16 protein-coding genes are annotated in these 16,472 nt (G+C 72.0%); 2 read left to right on the plus strand and 14 right to left on the minus strand.

Translation table 11 applies throughout. The features are described from left to right. Positions 1-22: 22 nt before the first annotated feature. The 6 genes from AB0D31_RS05710 to AB0D31_RS05735 form a co-directional block, all read right to left on the minus strand. Positions 23-376 carry an MmcQ/YjbR family DNA-binding protein gene (locus AB0D31_RS05710; protein WP_362717410.1) on the minus strand — a complete coding sequence of 118 codons (354 nt, stop codon included), beginning with the start codon at positions 374-376 and terminating at the stop codon, positions 23-25. Then, on the minus strand, positions 373-1,665 hold the full coding sequence (locus tag AB0D31_RS05715; RefSeq protein ID WP_362717413.1) for a hemolysin family protein: 1,293 nt from the start codon (positions 1,663-1,665) through the stop codon (positions 373-375). Before AB0D31_RS05715 ends, AB0D31_RS05710 begins: the two co-directional genes overlap by 4 nt. Next, positions 1,662-2,162, minus strand: a complete 501-nt coding sequence (gene ybeY / locus AB0D31_RS05720; RefSeq protein ID WP_362717416.1) for an rRNA maturation RNase YbeY — start codon at positions 2,160-2,162, stop codon at positions 1,662-1,664. Before ybeY ends, AB0D31_RS05715 begins: the two co-directional genes overlap by 4 nt. Positions 2,163-2,175: 13 nt before the next feature. Next, entirely contained in the window at positions 2,176-3,213 is a 1,038-nt protein-coding gene (locus AB0D31_RS05725) for a PhoH family protein (protein WP_362717419.1), read from the minus strand. A 189-nt stretch (positions 3,214-3,402) separates the two neighbouring features. After that, complete coding sequence (locus tag AB0D31_RS05730; protein ID WP_362717499.1) at positions 3,403-4,470, minus strand: PfkB family carbohydrate kinase; 1,068 nt, start codon at positions 4,468-4,470, stop codon at positions 3,403-3,405. Positions 4,471-4,677: 207 nt separating this feature from the next. After that, the gene (locus AB0D31_RS05735; RefSeq protein WP_362717502.1) at positions 4,678-5,958 is read right to left on the minus strand and encodes a glucarate dehydratase family protein; all 1,281 of its coding nucleotides are present in this window, start codon (positions 5,956-5,958) and stop codon (positions 4,678-4,680) included. 368 nt (positions 5,959-6,326) lie between these two features. Between AB0D31_RS05735 and AB0D31_RS05740 the strand changes: the two genes are divergently transcribed. Next, a complete protein-coding gene (locus AB0D31_RS05740) occupies positions 6,327-7,658 on the plus strand; it encodes an MFS transporter (protein WP_362717422.1) in 1,332 nt (443 codons plus the stop codon). Between the two features lie 75 nt (positions 7,659-7,733). Here the strand turns inward: AB0D31_RS05740 and AB0D31_RS05745 are convergent, their stop codons facing one another. The 8 genes from AB0D31_RS05745 to hrcA form a co-directional block, all read right to left on the minus strand. Next, positions 7,734-8,756: an adenosine deaminase gene (locus AB0D31_RS05745; RefSeq protein WP_362717424.1), complete on the minus strand. Its 1,023-nt coding sequence runs from the start codon at positions 8,754-8,756 to the stop codon at positions 7,734-7,736. A 66-nt stretch (positions 8,757-8,822) separates the two neighbouring features. Further along, positions 8,823-9,734, minus strand: a complete 912-nt coding sequence (locus AB0D31_RS05750) for a ribonuclease Z (RefSeq protein ID WP_362717427.1) — start codon at positions 9,732-9,734, stop codon at positions 8,823-8,825. An 83-nt stretch (positions 9,735-9,817) separates the two neighbouring features. Then, on the minus strand, positions 9,818-10,177 hold the full coding sequence (locus AB0D31_RS05755; RefSeq protein ID WP_362717430.1) for a histidine triad nucleotide-binding protein: 360 nt from the start codon (positions 10,175-10,177) through the stop codon (positions 9,818-9,820). 153 nt (positions 10,178-10,330) lie between these two features. After that, the gene (locus tag AB0D31_RS05760) at positions 10,331-10,879 is read right to left on the minus strand and encodes a hypothetical protein (protein ID WP_362717433.1); all 549 of its coding nucleotides are present in this window, start codon (positions 10,877-10,879) and stop codon (positions 10,331-10,333) included. Positions 10,880-11,013: 134 nt separating this feature from the next. After that, entirely contained in the window at positions 11,014-11,757 is a 744-nt protein-coding gene (locus AB0D31_RS05765) for a 16S rRNA (uracil(1498)-N(3))-methyltransferase (RefSeq protein WP_362717436.1), read from the minus strand. Continuing rightward, positions 11,754-12,845, minus strand: coding sequence for a nitronate monooxygenase (locus AB0D31_RS05770; protein ID WP_362717439.1), 1,092 nt, complete (start codon positions 12,843-12,845; stop codon positions 11,754-11,756). The genes AB0D31_RS05765 and AB0D31_RS05770 overlap by 4 nt, the downstream gene beginning before the upstream one ends. Positions 12,846-13,101: 256 nt before the next feature. Then, positions 13,102-14,238 carry a molecular chaperone DnaJ gene (dnaJ, locus tag AB0D31_RS05775; protein WP_362717442.1) on the minus strand — a complete coding sequence of 379 codons (1,137 nt, stop codon included), beginning with the start codon at positions 14,236-14,238 and terminating at the stop codon, positions 13,102-13,104. Beyond that, complete coding sequence (gene hrcA, locus AB0D31_RS05780) at positions 14,239-15,258, minus strand: heat-inducible transcriptional repressor HrcA (protein ID WP_362717446.1); 1,020 nt, start codon at positions 15,256-15,258, stop codon at positions 14,239-14,241. A 309-nt stretch (positions 15,259-15,567) separates the two neighbouring features. Here hrcA and AB0D31_RS05785 point away from each other — a divergent pair, with 309 nt between their 5' ends. Beyond that, positions 15,568-16,290, plus strand: a complete 723-nt coding sequence (locus AB0D31_RS05785; RefSeq protein WP_362717449.1) for an MBL fold metallo-hydrolase — start codon at positions 15,568-15,570, stop codon at positions 16,288-16,290. The last annotated feature ends 182 nt before the right edge of the window (positions 16,291-16,472 follow it).

Consider the following 16,472-nt stretch of genomic DNA (forward strand, 5'->3'; position numbering starts at 1 on the left):
GCGCGGCCCGGCGCCCCGCCGCTCAGGCCCGGTCGAGCCGGAGTCGCTCCGACTTCGGCAGACCGGCCACCACCAGGTCGTACGAGTCCTCGATGAGCTCCCGGACCATCCGGTCCGGGAGCCCCGCCACGTCGACGGTGTTCCAGTGCCGCTTGTTCATGTGCCAGCCCGGCACGATCGCGGGGTGTTCCTCGCGCAGCCGGACCGCGTCGTCGGGGTCGCACTTGAGGTTGACGGTGAGTGGGGTGGAGTCGAGCGCGGTGAGCGCGAAGACCTTGCCGAGCACCTTGAAGACCGAGGTCTCCGGGTTGAACGGGAACTCCTCGGTCGCGGCGTTGAACTCCAGGCAGAACGCTCGCAGTTGCTTCGGTGTCATGCCGCTCCCTCCTCGTCGTCCTTGGACGGCTCCACGAGCACGGTGACGATCTTGTTGCGGCGGCCGGCCGGTGATTCGGCGGTGAGCCGCAGCCGGCGCGCGTCGGGCAGCTCCACCACGGCCGTGGCGCCCGCGATGGGCACCCGGCCGAGCGACTTGGCGAGCAGCCCGCCCACCGTCTCCACGTCCTCGTCGTCGAACTCGTCGAACCCGAACAGTTCGCCCAGGTCACCGATGTCGAGCCGGGCGGTGACGCGGAAGCAGCCGTCCTCCAGCTCGGTGACCGGCGGCAGTTCGCGGTCGTACTCGTCGGTGATCTCGCCGACGATCTCCTCCAGGATGTCCTCGATGGTGACGATGCCGGCGGTGCCGCCGTACTCGTCGATGACGACCGCGACGTGGCTGCGCTGCTGCTGCATCTCGCGCAGCAGGTCGCCCGCGTTCTTGGTGTCGGGCACGAACGCGGCGGGCCGCATCGCGGTGGAGACGAGGTCGGCCTCGGAGTCCCGGTTGATGTGCGTCTTGCGGACCAGGTCCTTCAGATAGACGATCCCGACGATGTCGTCCTCGTTCTCGCCGGTCACCGGGATCCGCGAGAACCCGGAGCGCAGGGCGAGGGTGAGGGCCTGGCGGATCGTCTTGTAGCGCTCGATGCAGACGAGGTCGGTGCGCGGCACCATGACCTCGCGCACCAGGGTGTCGCCGAGCTCGAACACCGAGTGCACCATGCGGCGCTCGTCGTCCTCGATCAAGGACTCCGCCTCGGCGAGGTCGACCATCGCACGCAGCTCCGCCTCGGAGGCGAACGGGCCCTTGCGGAAGCCCTTTCCGGGGGTGAGCGCGTTGCCGAGCAGGATCAGGAGCTGCGGGATCGGCCCCATGATCCTGGCCAGCGGCAGCAGCACGTACGCAGCGGCCGTCGCGGTGTTCAGGGGGTGCTGGCGGCCGATGGTGCGGGGCGAGACGCCGACGGCGACGTAGCTGACGAGCACCATCACCGCGATGGCGACGAGCAGCGCCGCCCACGTCTGGCTGAACTCGTCGAGGCAGACGTACGTGACGAGGACGCCGGCCGCCATCTCGCAGGCGACCCGCACGAGCAGCGCCACGTTCAGATAGCGCGTGGGGTCGGTGGCGATCTGCGCGAGCTTGGCGCTGCCGCGCCGGCCGGTGCGGACCGCCTCGGCGGCGCGGAAGGAGGAGATGCGGGCGAGGCCGGCCTCGGCGCAGGCGGCGAGCCAGGCGACGACGACCAGCGCGACGGCACCGGCGATGAGCTGCCCGGTCATGAGACGGTCGGCGCCGGGGAGGGACCGGTCAGGCCCTTCTCCGCTCGCCAGCCGTCGACGATGGCCGCCTGGAGGCCGAACATCTCGGCCTTCTCGTCCGGCTCCTCGTGGTCGTAGCCGAGCAGGTGCAGCACCCCGTGGACGGTGAGGAGCTGGAGCTCCTCGTCCATGGAGTGCTGCGTCTCGGCGTCCTCGCCCTGCTGCTTGGCGACTTCGGGGCAGAGCACGATGTCGCCGAGGAGCCCCTGCGGGGGTTCCGCGTCGTCGTCCTTCGCGGGCGGCCGCAGCTCATCCATCGGGAAGGACATGACGTCGGTGGGGCCCGGCAGGTCCATCCACTGGATGTGCAGCTGTTCCATGGCCTCGGCGTCCACGACGATCACCGAGAGTTCGGAGAGCGGGTGGATCCGCATCCGTGTGAGGGCGTAGCGGGCGATGTCGAGGATCGCCTGCTCGTCGACCTCGGTTCCGGACTCGTTGTTGACGTCGATCGACATGGTGCGCTCTGCTCTACTTCCCGTTTCGGCCGCGCCGACCGTCCTGGTCCTGGCGGCTGTCGTACTGCTCGTACGCGTCGACGATACGGCCGACGAGCTTGTGCCGTACGACATCCTGCGAGGTGAGCCGGGAGAAGTGCACGTCATCGACGCCCTCCAGGATGTCCTGGACCTGGCGCAGACCGCTCTTGGTGCCGCTGGGCAGGTCGACCTGGGTGACGTCACCGGTGATGACGATCTTCGAGTCGAACCCGAGCCGGGTCAGGAACATCTTCATCTGCTCGGCGCTGGTGTTCTGCGCCTCGTCGAGGATGATGAACGCATCGTTGAGGGTGCGGCCCCTCATGTACGCCAGCGGGGCGACCTCGATCGTTCCAGCCGCCATCAGGCGGGGGATCGATTCCGGGTCGAGCATGTCGTGCAGGGCGTCGTACAGCGGCCGCAGGTACGGGTCGATCTTCTCGTAGAGCGTGCCGGGCAGGAAGCCGAGGCGCTCGCCGGCCTCCACGGCGGGCCGGGTCAGGATGATCCGGGTGACCTGCTTGGACTGCAGGGCCTGGACCGCCTTCGCCATGGCGAGGTACGTCTTGCCGGTGCCGGCGGGGCCGATGCCGAAGACGATCGTGTGCTTGTCGATCGCGTCGACGTACCGCTTCTGGTTGAGCGTCTTGGGGCGGATGGTGCGGCCGCGGTTGGAGAGGATGTTCTGGGTGAGCACCTCGGCGGGTGTCTCACCGTGTCCGTCCCCGTTCGCCGCGTTGCCATTCGCGCGGAGCATGGCGACCGAGCGTTCCACTGCGTCCTCCGTCATCGGCTGTCCGGTGCGGAGCACCAGCAACATCTCGTCGAACAGTCGCTGGATGAGGGCGACTTCCGTCGCGTCTCCCACCGCGCTGATCTCGTTGCCCCGTACGTGAATGTCGGCCGACGGGAAGGCCTTCTCGATCACGCGCAGCAGGGAATCGCTCGAACCCAGGACGGTCACCATGGGGTGCTTGGCCGGGATGGTGATGTGGGCGTGCGCCTGCGGGTGTGTGGGTGTCTGCGTCATGGGCCGGCCGTGGGGCCTGCACATACCTCCCGTTGCAGGGTCCTCGCTGCTCGAGAGCCTCTGGAATACCAAGCGTACGACTTGCCGCGCATGCGGCCGAGGGGTTTTCCACCCCAGGTGTCCCCCGGCCCTCCTGCGCCCGGCCCGCCGGGGGCCCCGAGCCCCCGGGTCGGCTGATTCCCGGGGGCGTCAGGTCGGGGGGCGGAAGCCCAGGGTGGGGAGGGCTCGGCGCAGGGGCCAGGTTCGGGCTGCGCCCGGGAGAAGGTCGGTCAGGAAGGCGTAGCGGCGCAGGGCCGCCGGGTCCTGGTTCTCCAGGGTGCGCACCCGCTCCCACCAGCTCGCGATCTCCGCCCATCCCGGTGCCGAGAGGGAGCCGCCGAACTCCTGGACCGACAGGGCCGCGGTGAGCCCCGCGAAGGCGAGGCGGTCGGCGAGCGGCCAGCCGGCGAGGGTGCCGGTGACGAAGCCCGCCACGAAGACGTCGCCCGCGCCGGTGGGATCGAGGGCCTCCACCGCGATGGCGGGGACGTCCGCCGTCTCGCCCGTCGCGCCGTCCACCGCGTACGCGCCCTCCGACCCCAGGGTCACCACCGCGAGCGGCACCTTCTCGGCGAGCGCGCGGGCCGCGGCCCGGGGGCAGTCGGTGCGGGTGTAGCGCATCGCCTCGGCCGCGTTGGGCAGGAACGCCTCGCAGTGGGCGAGTTCTTCGAGCCCGGCGAGGTCCCAGCGGCCGGTGTCGTCCCAGCCGACGTCCGCGAAGATGCGGGCGCCGGAGCGTGCCGCGTCCGCGATCCAGCCCTCGCGGCGCCCCGGCACGAGGGAGGCGATGGCGGCGCGGGCCCGGGGCGGGCAGTTGGGCGCGGACAGTTCGTGGGGCGCTTCGTGGCCGTGGGTGACCATGGTGCGTTCGCCCTCGTACGCCATCGAGACGGTGACCGGCGAGTGCCAGCCGGGCACGGTGTGCGACGGCGACAGGTCGATGCCCTCGCCCTGTTCCAGCGCGTCCCAGCAGTAGTCGCCGTAGTGGTCGTCGCCGAAGGCGGCCGCTAGGGAGGTGTGCAGGCCGAGGCGGGCGAGCGCGGTCGCCATGTTGGCGACGCCGCCCGGGCTCGAACCCATGCCGCGCGCCCAGGACTCGGTGCCGCGCACCGGCGCCGAGTCGAGCCCGGTGAAGATGATGTCGAGGAAGACCGTGCCGGTGAGGAAGACGTCGCAGGGCGGGTCGTGGGGGTCGCGGAGCCCGTCGAGCGGGTCCAGGGCGGCGGGCCGGCGCGGTTCGGCGGCCGAGGTGTGGCGCCGGGGGCTGCGTTCGGCGGGGTCGGGCGAGCCGTCCCGGCAGGGGCGCTGGGGCTCGTGGTGCTCGGGGTGCGGCGGCTGCTCTCTGCTGGGTGGTGTCGTCACGGCGGGCTCTCCGTTCGCGTACAGATCTGGCCAGTCTGCCCGATGGACGCGAACAACCCCCCGCTACCAGCGCGGCAGCGCCGGAACCGTCCACTGCGCGTGCTCCGGCGCCCGGCGCATCGCGGCGGCGTCGTCGCGGTCGCGCAGGGCGCCGTCGTCGTCGAGCCAGCGCCGGTGCAGCCGGGCCAGTTCGGTGCGGTCGAGGTCGACGCCGAGGCCGGGCGCGTCCGACACGGTCAGCTGCCCTGCGCGGAACGTGTGCCGGGCGGTGATCACCTCCTCGGTCTGCCATGGGTAGTGGCTGTCGCAGGCGTAGTCGAGGTTGGGGACGGTCGCGGCGACGTGGGTCATCGCGGCGAGGCTGATCCCCAGGTGCGTATTGGAGTGCATGGACAGGCCGACCCCGAACACCCGGCAGATCGCGGCGAGTTCACGGGTGTTGCGCAGTCCGCCCCAGTAGTGGTGGTCGGTCAGGACGACCTGGACGGCGTCGGTCAGGAACGCCTCGCGGATCTCGGGGAACGTCGTCACGCACATGTTGGTGGCGAGCGGCACCGCCGTGCCCCGGGAGACCTCGGCCATGGCGGCCGTGCCCGGCGCCGGGTCCTCCAGGTACTCCAGTACGTCCGCGAGATCGGCCGCGACCCGCAGCGAGGTCTGGGGGCTCCAGCCGCCGTTGGGGTCGAGCCGGAGGGGGTGGCCGGGGAAGGCGGCGGCGAGGGCCCGGACCGCGGCGACCTCCTGCGCGGGCGGGAAGACGCCGCCCTTGAGCTTGAAGGAGCGGAAGCCGTACGCGCGCACGAAGCGGCGGGCCTGCTCGACGATCCCGGCGGGGTCGAGGGCCGCGCCCCAGTCGTCCTTCTCGCCCGCCCCGCCCGGGTGTTCGGCCCAGCGGTAGAAGAGGTAGGCGCTGTACTCCACGGTGGAGCGGACCTTGCCGCCGAGCAGGGTGTGGACCGGTACGCCCTGGATCTTGCCGAGCGCGTCCAGGCAGGCGACCTCGAAGGCGGAGACGACGGACAGGCGCAGCTTGTCGGCGGTCTGGGCGCCGCGCAGCCCGCCGACGTCGACCGCGTCGTCGACCCGGGAGTCGTCGACCACGATGGCGTTCATCAGTGTGAACAAACCGTTGAGGTCGGCGATGTCGTGGCCGGGCAGGGCGTCGGCGTAGGGCCGGGCGAGTTCGAGGTACTTCGTATCGCCGTACGTCTCGCCGATTCCGGTGACGCCGTCGGCCGTGACGATCTCGACGATGAGACGGGGCGTGTACGGCTGATGTACGCCCTGGACGTTGAGGAGCGGGGGGTCGGCGACGAGGACGGGGGTGAGCCGCACCTCGGCGATCCGCCGCGGCTGCGCTCCGCGCGCTCCGGTTGCTCCCAGTGATCCCTCTGCTCCCTCTGCTCCCCGCACGGTCCAACCTTCTTCGCAGTAGCCCGTCCATTAATGAAAATTGAGACTAGATATGTGAACGAAGGAGCGTCAAGGCTCCACGCGCCCGGGGTGACCCCAAACCCCTTCCTCCCGAACGGAATTCGCGCTTTTACCCGACACATCGCAGGCCAAACGAAACGTGATCCAGATCACGCCGTCCCAGCTTTTCGCGCAGTCGGGGCGCTTGATACAAATTGGGCCCGCGTTCCCGTACAACACCGGGCGCATCCCCCCTCTTTGACCTCCCTGCCCCACGGGCACTGTTCCTTGGAACGCCCATGTCCGCACGCCCTCGTGCCGCCTGGCCGCTGGTCGCCGTCTTCACCGCCGGTTACCTCGCCGCGTACCTCCTTCCCACCGTCGTCGGCCGTCTCTCGGCCGGCCTCGGACTCTCCCCCGCAGAAGCCGGACTCGTCGGCTCCACCCTGCTGTTGAGCTCGGCGACCGCCGGTTTCACGCTCGCCTCCCGGGTCGAGCGGCACGGGCCACGCCGGCTCGCCAGACTCGGACTGCTCCTCGCGATCACCGGGTACGGGGCCGCCGCCCTCACCACCCTGCTCCCGCTCGTCGTGGCCGGCGCGGTCGTCGGCGGGCTCGGCTCCGGCACGGCCACGGCGGTCGCGGCGGCCGGCATCGCCGCCCAGCGCGATCCGCACCGTGCCTCCGCGCTCGGCCTGCTCTCCGTCTCCGCGACGGCCGGCGCGCTCTACCTGACCATCCCTCACCTCGGCGGCGGCCACGCAATCCCGCTCGCCGCGATCGCGGCCGTGGCGGCGCTGGTGTGGCCCGCGACGCGGTGGCTCCCGGTCGGGTCCGGCTCGGGCCGGGCGGTCGAGGGCGCTGCGGCGGCGACTGCGGCTACGGCTGCGACGCCCGGAGTTCGGCTGCCGCACCGGCGCTCCGGTACGGTCCTCGCCGCGACGATGCTCTGCTGGTCCCTGGCGCAGAACGCGCTGTGGGGCGTCAGCGGGCGGATCGGGCTCACCCAGGCCGGCCTCAGCGAAGTCACCGTCGGCATGGTCTTCGCGGCCGGGCTCGGCGCGGGGCTGCTCGGTGTGCTGGGCGCGGGTGCGCTCGGTGCGCGGCTCGGGCGGGCGGTGCCGATCGGAGTGGGTACGGCGATCATCGCCGGGTGCATCGTGGCGAGTTCGTCCGCACGGGGCCTCGTCTCCTTCGCGAGCGGCGAGATCCTGTGGAACGTCTTCTACCCGGTGGTCCTGTCCTACCTCATCGGGCTCTCGGCCTCGCTCGACCCGCACGGCCGCTGGGCGGTCCTGGCCGGGTCGGCGTCCTCGCTCGGCGTGGCCTGCGGGCCGCTCACCGGCAGCCTGCTCTCCCAGTACGCGGGGTACCGCGGCATGGGGTTCGTGCTGTGTGCGCTGCTGCTGCTCATCGCGGCGCCGCTGAGCGCGGTGGCGGTGCACACGTCCGGGCGGCCGCTGGTGCCGGGGTCGATCCGGCGCCGGGGCGGTATGCCGGCGGCGGTGGTCGCGGGGCGCGGCGGGGCGTCCGCGGCGCTGCTGCCGCAGATCGGGGTGCCGGAGCAGGAGGTTGCGGAGATTCCGATCCCCTCGCGGGCGAGGCGACGCCGCAAGGTCCTGGCGTCCTAGTCCTTCCGACCCCCGGCCCGAACCCGGCCCCGGCGCAGCCGAGCGACCCCGCCGGGTCGGGGCGGAGCCCCGGGGTTACGGCTGCGGGAAGTCGTAGGAGTCGACCTCCGCCAGGTACCGCGCCCGCCGCGGCTCGTCGTCGTCGAGGAACGCCGCTTCGAAGGAGTTCCGGGCCAGCTCCCGGAGCCGGTCCGGGGTGAGCCCCAGCGCCCGCTCCACCGCCTGGAACGTATCGTCCACGTATCCCCCGAAGTACGCCGGGTCGTCGGAGTTCACCGTGCACACGAGCCCCGCGTCCATCATCGCGGCCAGCGGATGCCGCGCCAGCTCCTCGACCGCCCGCAGCCGTACGTTCGACAGCGGGCAGAGCGTCAGCGGAATGCGGTCCCGGACCAGGCGGGCCACCAGGTCCGGGTCCTCCAGGGCGCGCAGACCGTGGTCGACGCGCTCCACGCCGAGCACGTCCAGCGCCTCGGTGATGTACGCCGGCGGCCCCTCCTCGCCCGCGTGCGCGACCCGCCGCAGCCCGAGGGCGGCCGCGGCCTCGTACACCTCGCGGAACTTGGCCGGCGGATGGCCGACCTCCGCCGAGTCGAGGCCGATGCCCGTGATGCGGTCCAGGTACGGGCGCGCCGCCTCCAGTGTGAGCAGTGCCGACTCCGCCGACTCGTCCCGCAGGAAGCACATGATGAGCCGGGTGGAGATCCCGTGGCGTTCCTCGCTCGTCGACAGGGCCCGCCCCAGGCCGTTCACGACCGTACCCATCGCCACGCCCCGCGCGATGTGTGCCTGCGGATCGAAGAAGATCTCGGCGTGCCGCACGCCCTGCGCCGCGGCCCGGGACAGATACGCGTCGGCGAGCGCCGCGAAGTCGTCCTCGGTACGCAGGACCCGCATCAGCGAGTAGTACAGGTTCAGGAAGGACTGGAGGTCGTCGAAGAGGTACGCCTTGCGCAGCTCCTCGGTGTCGGCGTACGGCAGCTCGACGCCGTTGCGCGCCGCGAGTTCGAAGGCCAGCTCGGGTTCGAGGGTCCCTTCGATGTGCAGGTGGAGTTCGGCCTTGGGGATGGGGGCGGGGGCGGGCTTGGGGATGAGCATGGGGGGATTCCTAGCGGTGGTGCTTGTACGTGCAGGGGGAAGGAGGGGCCTGGGCCGGGCGGGGTCTCACGCCGCGCGTTTGGGTACGGGGACGCGCATCAGGTCGGCAGCGACGGTCAGTTCGCCCGCGTACCCGGCGGCGCGGGCCTGCCGTTCGAACTCCTCAGGGTCCGCGTACCGTTGCGAGAAGTGGGTGAGGACCAGATGGCGTACGCCCGCGTCACGGGCCACCGCGGCTGCCTGACCTGCCGTCAAGTGGCCGTGATCCTTGGCGAGTTGGACGTCACCGTCCAGGAACGTCGACTCGATGACCAGCATGTCGCAGCCGTCCGCCAGTTCGCGTACGCCCTCGCACATGCGGGTGTCCATGACGAACGCGAACCGCTGCCCGCGCCGGACCTCGCTGACGTCGTCGAGGGTGACGCCGTTCAGCTCGCCCTCGCGCTGCAGACGCCCCACATCGGGGCCCTTGACTCCGTGCTCGGTGAGCAGTTCGGGCAGCATGCGGCGGCCGTCGGGTTCGACGAGGCGGTAGCCGTACGACTCGACGGGGTGCGACAGGCGGAGGGCGTCCAGGGTGTACGCGGCCGTCGTGGCCAGCACCGCGCCGTCCCCCGCGACCGGCTCCTGGCCGAGCGGGACCGACTCGCGGTAGGCGGTGGCGTACCGCAGCCGCTCGAAGAAGTGCTCGCCGCTGAGCGGGTAGTGCGCGGTGACGGGGTGCGGGACCCGGTCGAGGTTGATCCGCTGGATCACCCCGGCCAGGCCCAGCGAGTGGTCGCCGTGGAAGTGCGTGACGCAGATCCGGTTGATGTCGTGCGCGGCGACCCCGGCGCGCAGCATCTGGCGCTGTGTGCCCTCGCCGGGGTCGAAGAGGATGCCCTCGCCGTCCCAGCGCAGCAGGTAGCCGTTGTGATTGCGGTGCCGGGTGGGGACCTGACTCGCGGTGCCGAGCACCACCAATTCACGTACGGACACGGTGAGTTGCCTTGCTGTGCGGGTCGCCGGGGCGGTGCGGGTCGTCGGGGCGGTGCGGGTCGTCGGGGCGGCGGTGCGGGTCGCTATCCGGGCGGCCACTGGAGGCCGCGGCCGCCCAGGACGTGCACGTGCGCGTGGAAGACGGTCTGGCCCGCGCCACTGCCGGTGTTGAACACCAGCCGGTAGCCGCTCCGGTCGGCGCCCTCCGCACGGGCGACCTCGCCGGCCTCCCGTACGACGTCCGCGAGGATCGCCGGTTCGGCGGCCGCGAGCGAGGCGGCGTCGGGGTGGTGGACCTTGGGGATGACCAGGACGTGCGTGGGGGCCTGGGGGTTGATGTCCCGGAACGCCACCGTGGTCTCGGTCTCGCGCACGACGGTCGCCGGGACGTCGCCCGAGACGATTTTGCAGAACAGGCAGTCGGCCTGCGGCTCTCCGGCCACGGTCCGGTCCTCCTTGGTCGCGTTGATCAGGTAACCGCATGCTACTCAACGCGTTCGGGAGGGGGCGCGGGAGCGCGGCACTTCGACTCCGGTTCACCGCGCGGCGGTGGACCAGGGGCGGTGGACTACTTGCCGTGGACTACCTGCCGCGGCCTACTTGCCGCGGAAGGACTCCGTGACGGTCACGGTGGCCGTCACCGTCACCGTCACTGTGACCGTGGCCGTGGGGGTGGCGCCGCCCGGGTGGAAGGTCGCGGGGCCGGTGGGGGCGGGGGCCTCGCAGTTGCCCAGGACGGAGGAGCGGAAGACGGTCTTCCCGGCGACCTTGGCCGTCAGGTCGCCCTTCACGCAGCGGCCCTCGACCTCCTGCGTGACCTTCCCCTTGACGGTGATCGCCCTGCCGTCCTTGGTCTCGCCCTGGCAGTTCACATCGGCGACGTCCTTCGTGGTGGCGGCCGAAGGCGTCGCGCTCGCCCCGCGGTTGAGGTCGGCGTTGCAGGTCAGCCACTTGATGTCGACGTGGTGGTGCTCCAGCTCGGTGGTCGCGGCCTGGTCCGTGGTCAGCGCGACGGCGGCGGAGTTGAGCCCGCCGACGGGGTCGCAGGCGGTGAGGCCTGCGACGGCGAGGGCGAGGGCGGGTACGAGCGCGGCCGGCGCGAGTGCGGCGCGGCGCGTGATGCGGTGTGACCTCTTGGCCCCCATGGTCGTCAGGGTGCCACCGCGGCCCCGGGGGCGGAAGCCCTCTCGCGGCCATCCCGGCCGCATTCGGGGCGCGTACGGTACGCCACGCCATCCCGGTGCACGCCCCCGGCCTCCTGGGCGGCGGGGGTGCGGGGTCAGGACCAGCGGCCCGTTCTCGACATCAGCACCGCCGCCGCCACCGTGCCCGCCGTCGACGTGCGCAGCACGCTGCTCCCCAGGCGGTGCGGCGTCGCGCCGGCCGCGGCGAAGGTGGCCAGTTCGTCCGGGGAGACACCGCCCTCGGGGCCCACCACCAGGACGATCTCGCCGACGGTGGGGAGCTCCGCCGTGGCCAGGGCAGCCGATGCGACATGGGGGTCCTCGTGCAGGACGACCGCCAGGTCGGCCTCGGCCAGCAGGGCCGCGACCTGCTTCGTGGTCAGGGCCTCCCGCACCTCGGGGAAGCGGACGCGGCGTGACTGCTTGCCCGCCTCGCGGGCCGTACTGCGCCATTTGGCAAGGGACTTGGCGCCGCGCTCGCCCTTCCACTGGGTGATGCAGCGACCGGCCTGCCACGGCACGATCGCGTCGACGCCGGTCTCGGTCATCGTCTCCACGGCGACCTCGCCCCGGTCGCCCTTGGGCAGCGCCTGCACCACGGTGATGCGTACCTCGGGCTCGGGCTCGCTCACGCACGCGGTGATCCGTACGGTCAGGCGGTCCTTGCCCTCGGCGGCCACGACGACCGCGTCCGCCCGGTTCCCGGCACCGTCGGTGAGGGTGACCTCCTCGTCGGGGCGCAGCCGCTTGACGGAGACGGCGTGCCGTCCCTCCGGGCCGTCCAGGACGTACGCGCCGCCGCCCGGCACCGTGTCGACTACGAAGACCGGGGCGGTCATGACGTGCTCCTCTTGTTCTTCATCTGTTGCAGGTTCGCGGTCAACTGGGCTGCTGCGTCGTCGAGTTCACCGACCAGGAGCTCCACGAGGCGGGCCGCCGGGAGTTCGCGGGCCAGGCGGTGGCCCTGGCCCGCCCAGAGCGCCATTCCCTGGGGGTCGCCGGCCGCGGCGGCGGCCTTGCGCAGGCCTGAGGTGAGCTGGTGCACCTGCGGGTAGGCGGCGGGGGCGTACGGGCCGTGCTCGCGCATGAAACGGTTGACCAGGCCCCGGGCGGGCCGTCCGGAGAACGCCCGCGTCACCTCCGTACGCACGAAGAGGGGGTTGGTCAGGGCCTGCTTGTGCAGGACGTTGGCGCCCGACTCGGGGCACGCCAGGAACGCCGTGCCCAGTTGCGCCGCGTCCGCGCCCGCCGCGAGCACCGCCGCGATCTGCGCGCCGCGCATCAGGCCGCCGGCCGCGACGATCGGCAGCTGGACGCTCTCGCGTACGAGGGTGATCAGGGCGAGCAGTCCGAGGCCGGCGCCGCCCGCCTGCGGGTCGTCGCGGTAGGTGCCCTGGTGGCCGCCGGCCTCGATGCCCTGCACACACACCGCGTCCGCCCCCGCCCACTGCGCGGCCTGCGCCTCCTGGGGTGTCGTCACCGTGACGATCGTGTACGTGCCGACCTTCGCGAACGCGTCGATGACGGTGCGCTCGGGGCAGCCGAAGGTGAAGGAGACGACCGGCACCGGGTCCTCGCGCAGGATGGCGAGTTTGGCCTCGTAGTTGTCGTCGCCCCCGGTGTCGGCATCGCCCAGCGGGGTGTCGTACCAGGTCACTTCGCCCGCGAGCTGGTGGCGGTAGACCTCGATGGCGGCGGGGTCGGTGTGCGGCTCCTGCGGCATGAACAGGTTGACCCCGAAGGGCCGGCCGGTCAGGCCGCGCACCTGCTTGATCTCCTGGTACATGCCGTCGGCGGTCTTGTATCCGGCGGCCAGGAAACCGAGCCCCCCGGCCTCGGAGACGGCCGCGGCCAGCGCCGGACCGGAGGCGCCGCCCGCCATGGGCGCCTGCACGATCGGATACCGGCAGAGATCGGTCAAAGCCATGCTGGCATCGTGCCACGGTGTTGCTCTCGCGCCGAATCGCCGGTTCCTGCGGGGGTGGTGACCCTGGCCACCCTGCTCAGGGGCTCCGCCCCCCGGCCCGCGCTCCTCAAACACCGCAGGAGCTGAATGCGGCCTAGGTCGCGCCATCGCTCCGGGACGCATCCCGGCGGTCCCGGCGGTCCCGGCGGTCCCGGCGGTCCCCAAAGAAGAAGGGGGCTACGGGGGTGCACCCCGTAGCCCCCTTCCCGAGCCTGGATCAGCGCCCGTTGAATGCGTCCTTCAGGCGGGAGAACAGCCCCTGCTGCCCCGGTTGGAACTGGCCCGTGGGGCGTTCCTCACCGCGCAGCTTCGCGAGCTGGCGCAGCAGGTCCTCCTGCGCCGGGTCGAGCTTGCTCGGGGTCAGGACCTCGACGTGCACGATGAGGTCGCCGCGTCCGCCACCGCGCAGATGTGTGATGCCGCGGCCGTGCAGCGGGATGGACTGGCCGGACTGGCTGCCCGGACGGATGTCCACCTCCTCCATGCCGTCGAGCGTCTGGAGCGGCACCTTGGTGCCGAGCGACGCCGCCGTCATGGGGATGGTGACCGTGCAGTGCAGGTCGTCGCCGCGACGCTGGAACACGTCGTGCGCCACCTCGTGGATCTCCACGTACAGGTCGCCCGCGGGGCCACCGCCGGGGCCGACCTCGCCTTCGCCCGCGAGCTGGATCCGGGTGCCGTTGTCGACACCGGCCGGGATCTTCACGGTGAGGGTACGCCGCGAACGGATCCGGCCGTCGCCCGCGCACTCCGGGCACGGGGTGGGGACGACGGTGCCGAAGCCCTGGCACTGGGGGCAGGGCCGCGAGGTCATGACCTGGCCGAGGAAGGACCGGGTGACCTGGGACACCTCGCCGCGACCGCGACACATGTCACAGGTCTGCGCGGAGGTGCCGGGGGCCGCGCCCTCGCCCGAACAGGTCGTGCACACCACGGCGGTGTCGACCTGGATCTCCTTGGTGGTGCCGAAGGCCGCCTCGTTGAGGTCGATCTCCAGCCGGATCATGGCGTCCTGGCCGCGGCGGGTCCGCGAGCGCGGGCCGCGCTGGGATGCCTGGCCGAAGAAGGCGTCCATGATGTCCGAGAAGTTGCCGAAGCCGCCCGCGCCGAAGCCGCCGGCCCCGCCGCCGCCCGACGACGACAGCGGGTCCCCGCCGAGGTCGAAGACCTGCTTCTTCTGCGGATCCGACAGGACCTCGTACGCGGCGTTGATCTCCTTGAAGCGCTCCTGCGTCTTCGGGTCCGGATTCACATCCGGGTGGAGTTCGCGTGCGAGGCGCCGGAACGCCTTCTTGATCTCGTCCTGTGATGCGTCGCGGCGCACGCCGAGTACGGCGTAGTAGTCCGTGGCCACTTACGACTCCGCCAGGATCTGTCCGACGTAACGTGCCACTGCGCGTACCGCTCCCATCGTTCCGGGGTAATCCATGCGGGTCGGTCCGACCACGCCGAGTTTGGCGACCGCCTCGCCGCCGGAACCGTAGCCGACCGACACGACGGACGTGGAGTTCAGTCCTTCATGGGCGTTGTTCTCGTGCCCGATGCGTACGGTCATGCCCGATTCCTTGGCCTCGCCGAGCAGCTTGAGGAGCACGACCTGCTCCTCAAGTGCTTCCAGCACCGGCCTGATGGTCAGCGGGAAGTCGTGTCCGAAGCGGGTCAGATTGGCGGTGCCGCCGATCATCAGCCGCTCCTCGGTCTCTTCGACCAGGGTTTCGAGGAGGGTGGCGAGGACCGTCGTGACGGTTCCCCGGTCCTCCGGTTCGAAAGATTCCGGCAGGTCCTGCACGAGCTGCGGCACGTCCGCGAAGCGGCGCCCCACCACCCGTGCGTTGAGCCGGGCCCTCAGGTCCGCGAGCGCGGCCTCGCCGAACGGCGCCGGGCAGTCGACCATGCGCTGCTCGACCCGGCCGGTGTCCGTGATCAGCACCAGCATCAGCCGGGCCGCCGCGAGGGAGAGGAGCTCCACGTGGCGCACGGTGGACCGGGTCAGCGACGGGTACTGGACGACCGCCACCTGCCGGGTCAGCTGCGCGAGCAGCCGCACCGTGCGGGCCACGACGTCGTCCAGGTCGACCGCGCTGTCCAGGAAGTTCTGGATCGCGCGGCGCTCGGGCGACGACAGGGGCTTGACGCCCGCGAGCCGGTCGACGAAGAGCCGGTAGCCCTTGTCGGTCGGGATGCGGCCGGCGCTGGTGTGGGGCTGGGCGATGAAGCCCTCCTCCTCCAGGACGGCCATGTCGTTGCGCACGGTCGCCGGGGAGACGCCGAGCGCGTGACGCTCGGTGAGGGCCTTGGAGCCCACCGGTTCCTCGGTGCCGACATAGTCCTGGACGATGGCGCGCAGCACCTCGAGCCTGCGTTCACTGAGCATCGCGCACACCTCCAGTTGCCGTCCGTTTGGCACTCACTGTGTGCGAGTGCCAGCAATCCCCCGGCCAGTGTACGGCCGACCGGTACGCCCCTAGCAAGGGCAGTCCCCCGCAGGCCCCGCAGCCCGTGCGGCCGGGTGCGGCCCGGTGCGCGCCCCGCAGCCCGGTACGGCCCCGGCGCGGCCCCGGTGCGAACCCGGTGCGGCCCCGGTGCGAACCCGGTGCGGCCCCGTGGAAGGACAGCCCCGTACAAGGGCGGCCGACCACGCTACCGTGCGGCGTCGCCGGTCGATTGCCGATAGCGTCGCCTCATGGACGTCAGTTGGGAAGAGTTCGGCTGGGAGCGGCTCGGTGTGGGGGTGGGGCGCAGACGCCTGCCCGGCTGGGACGCGACCGTCGGGCTGATCGCCGGAGCGGACTCGCTGCTCCTCTACGACACCGGTGCGACGCTGCGCGAGGGCGCCGAACTGCGGGCGCAGGCGCAGGCACTCTTCGGTCGCCGTGTGACCCATATCGCGCTCAGCCACCCCCATTTCGACCATGTACTCGGCACGGCGGCCTTCTCCGGGGCCGAGGTCTACGGGGCCGTCGGCATCGAGCGGGTCCTGACCCGCGAGGAGATGCGCGCCGACGCGGTGCAGCAGGGGGTGCCCGAGCGGGACGCGGCCGAGGCGGCGGACCTCCTGGTCGTGCCGCACCATGCAGTGTCGGGCGAGTGGACGCTCGACCTGGGCGGGCGTCAGGTGCTGCTCGCCAACGTCGGGCCCGGGCACAGCGGGCACGACCTGGTGGCGCTGGTCTCCGCGGGCACCGGGTCCCCGGAGGTCGTGTTCTGCGGCGACCTCGTGGAGGAGTCGGGCGAGCCCCAGGCGGGCCCCGACGCGGTGCCCTCGCGCTGGCCCGGCGCCCTCGACCGGCTGCTCTCGCTCGGCGGCGAGCAGGCGGTGTACGTGCCCGGCCACGGGGCGGTGGTGGACGCCGCGTTCGTACGCGCTCAGCGTGACCAACTCGCGGGCCGGTTCGGCGTGTCGTAGCCCGGGCCCGGCCGTATCGTCTGACGCATGCGCAGCTACAGCCCCGATCCGACCCCGCCCTGGCTGCATCCCCCGGGGGCCAACCCCCGGACCCCCGGCCGCACATCCTGCCCGTCCCGCCGCCCCGAATGATGAGGCCATGCGCAGCTACAGCCCCGATCTGACCCCGCCCTGGCTGCATC

The organism is Streptomyces sp. NPDC048361, from assembly GCF_040651795.1.
In the GTDB taxonomy this organism is placed as follows: domain Bacteria; phylum Actinomycetota; class Actinomycetes; order Streptomycetales; family Streptomycetaceae; genus Streptomyces.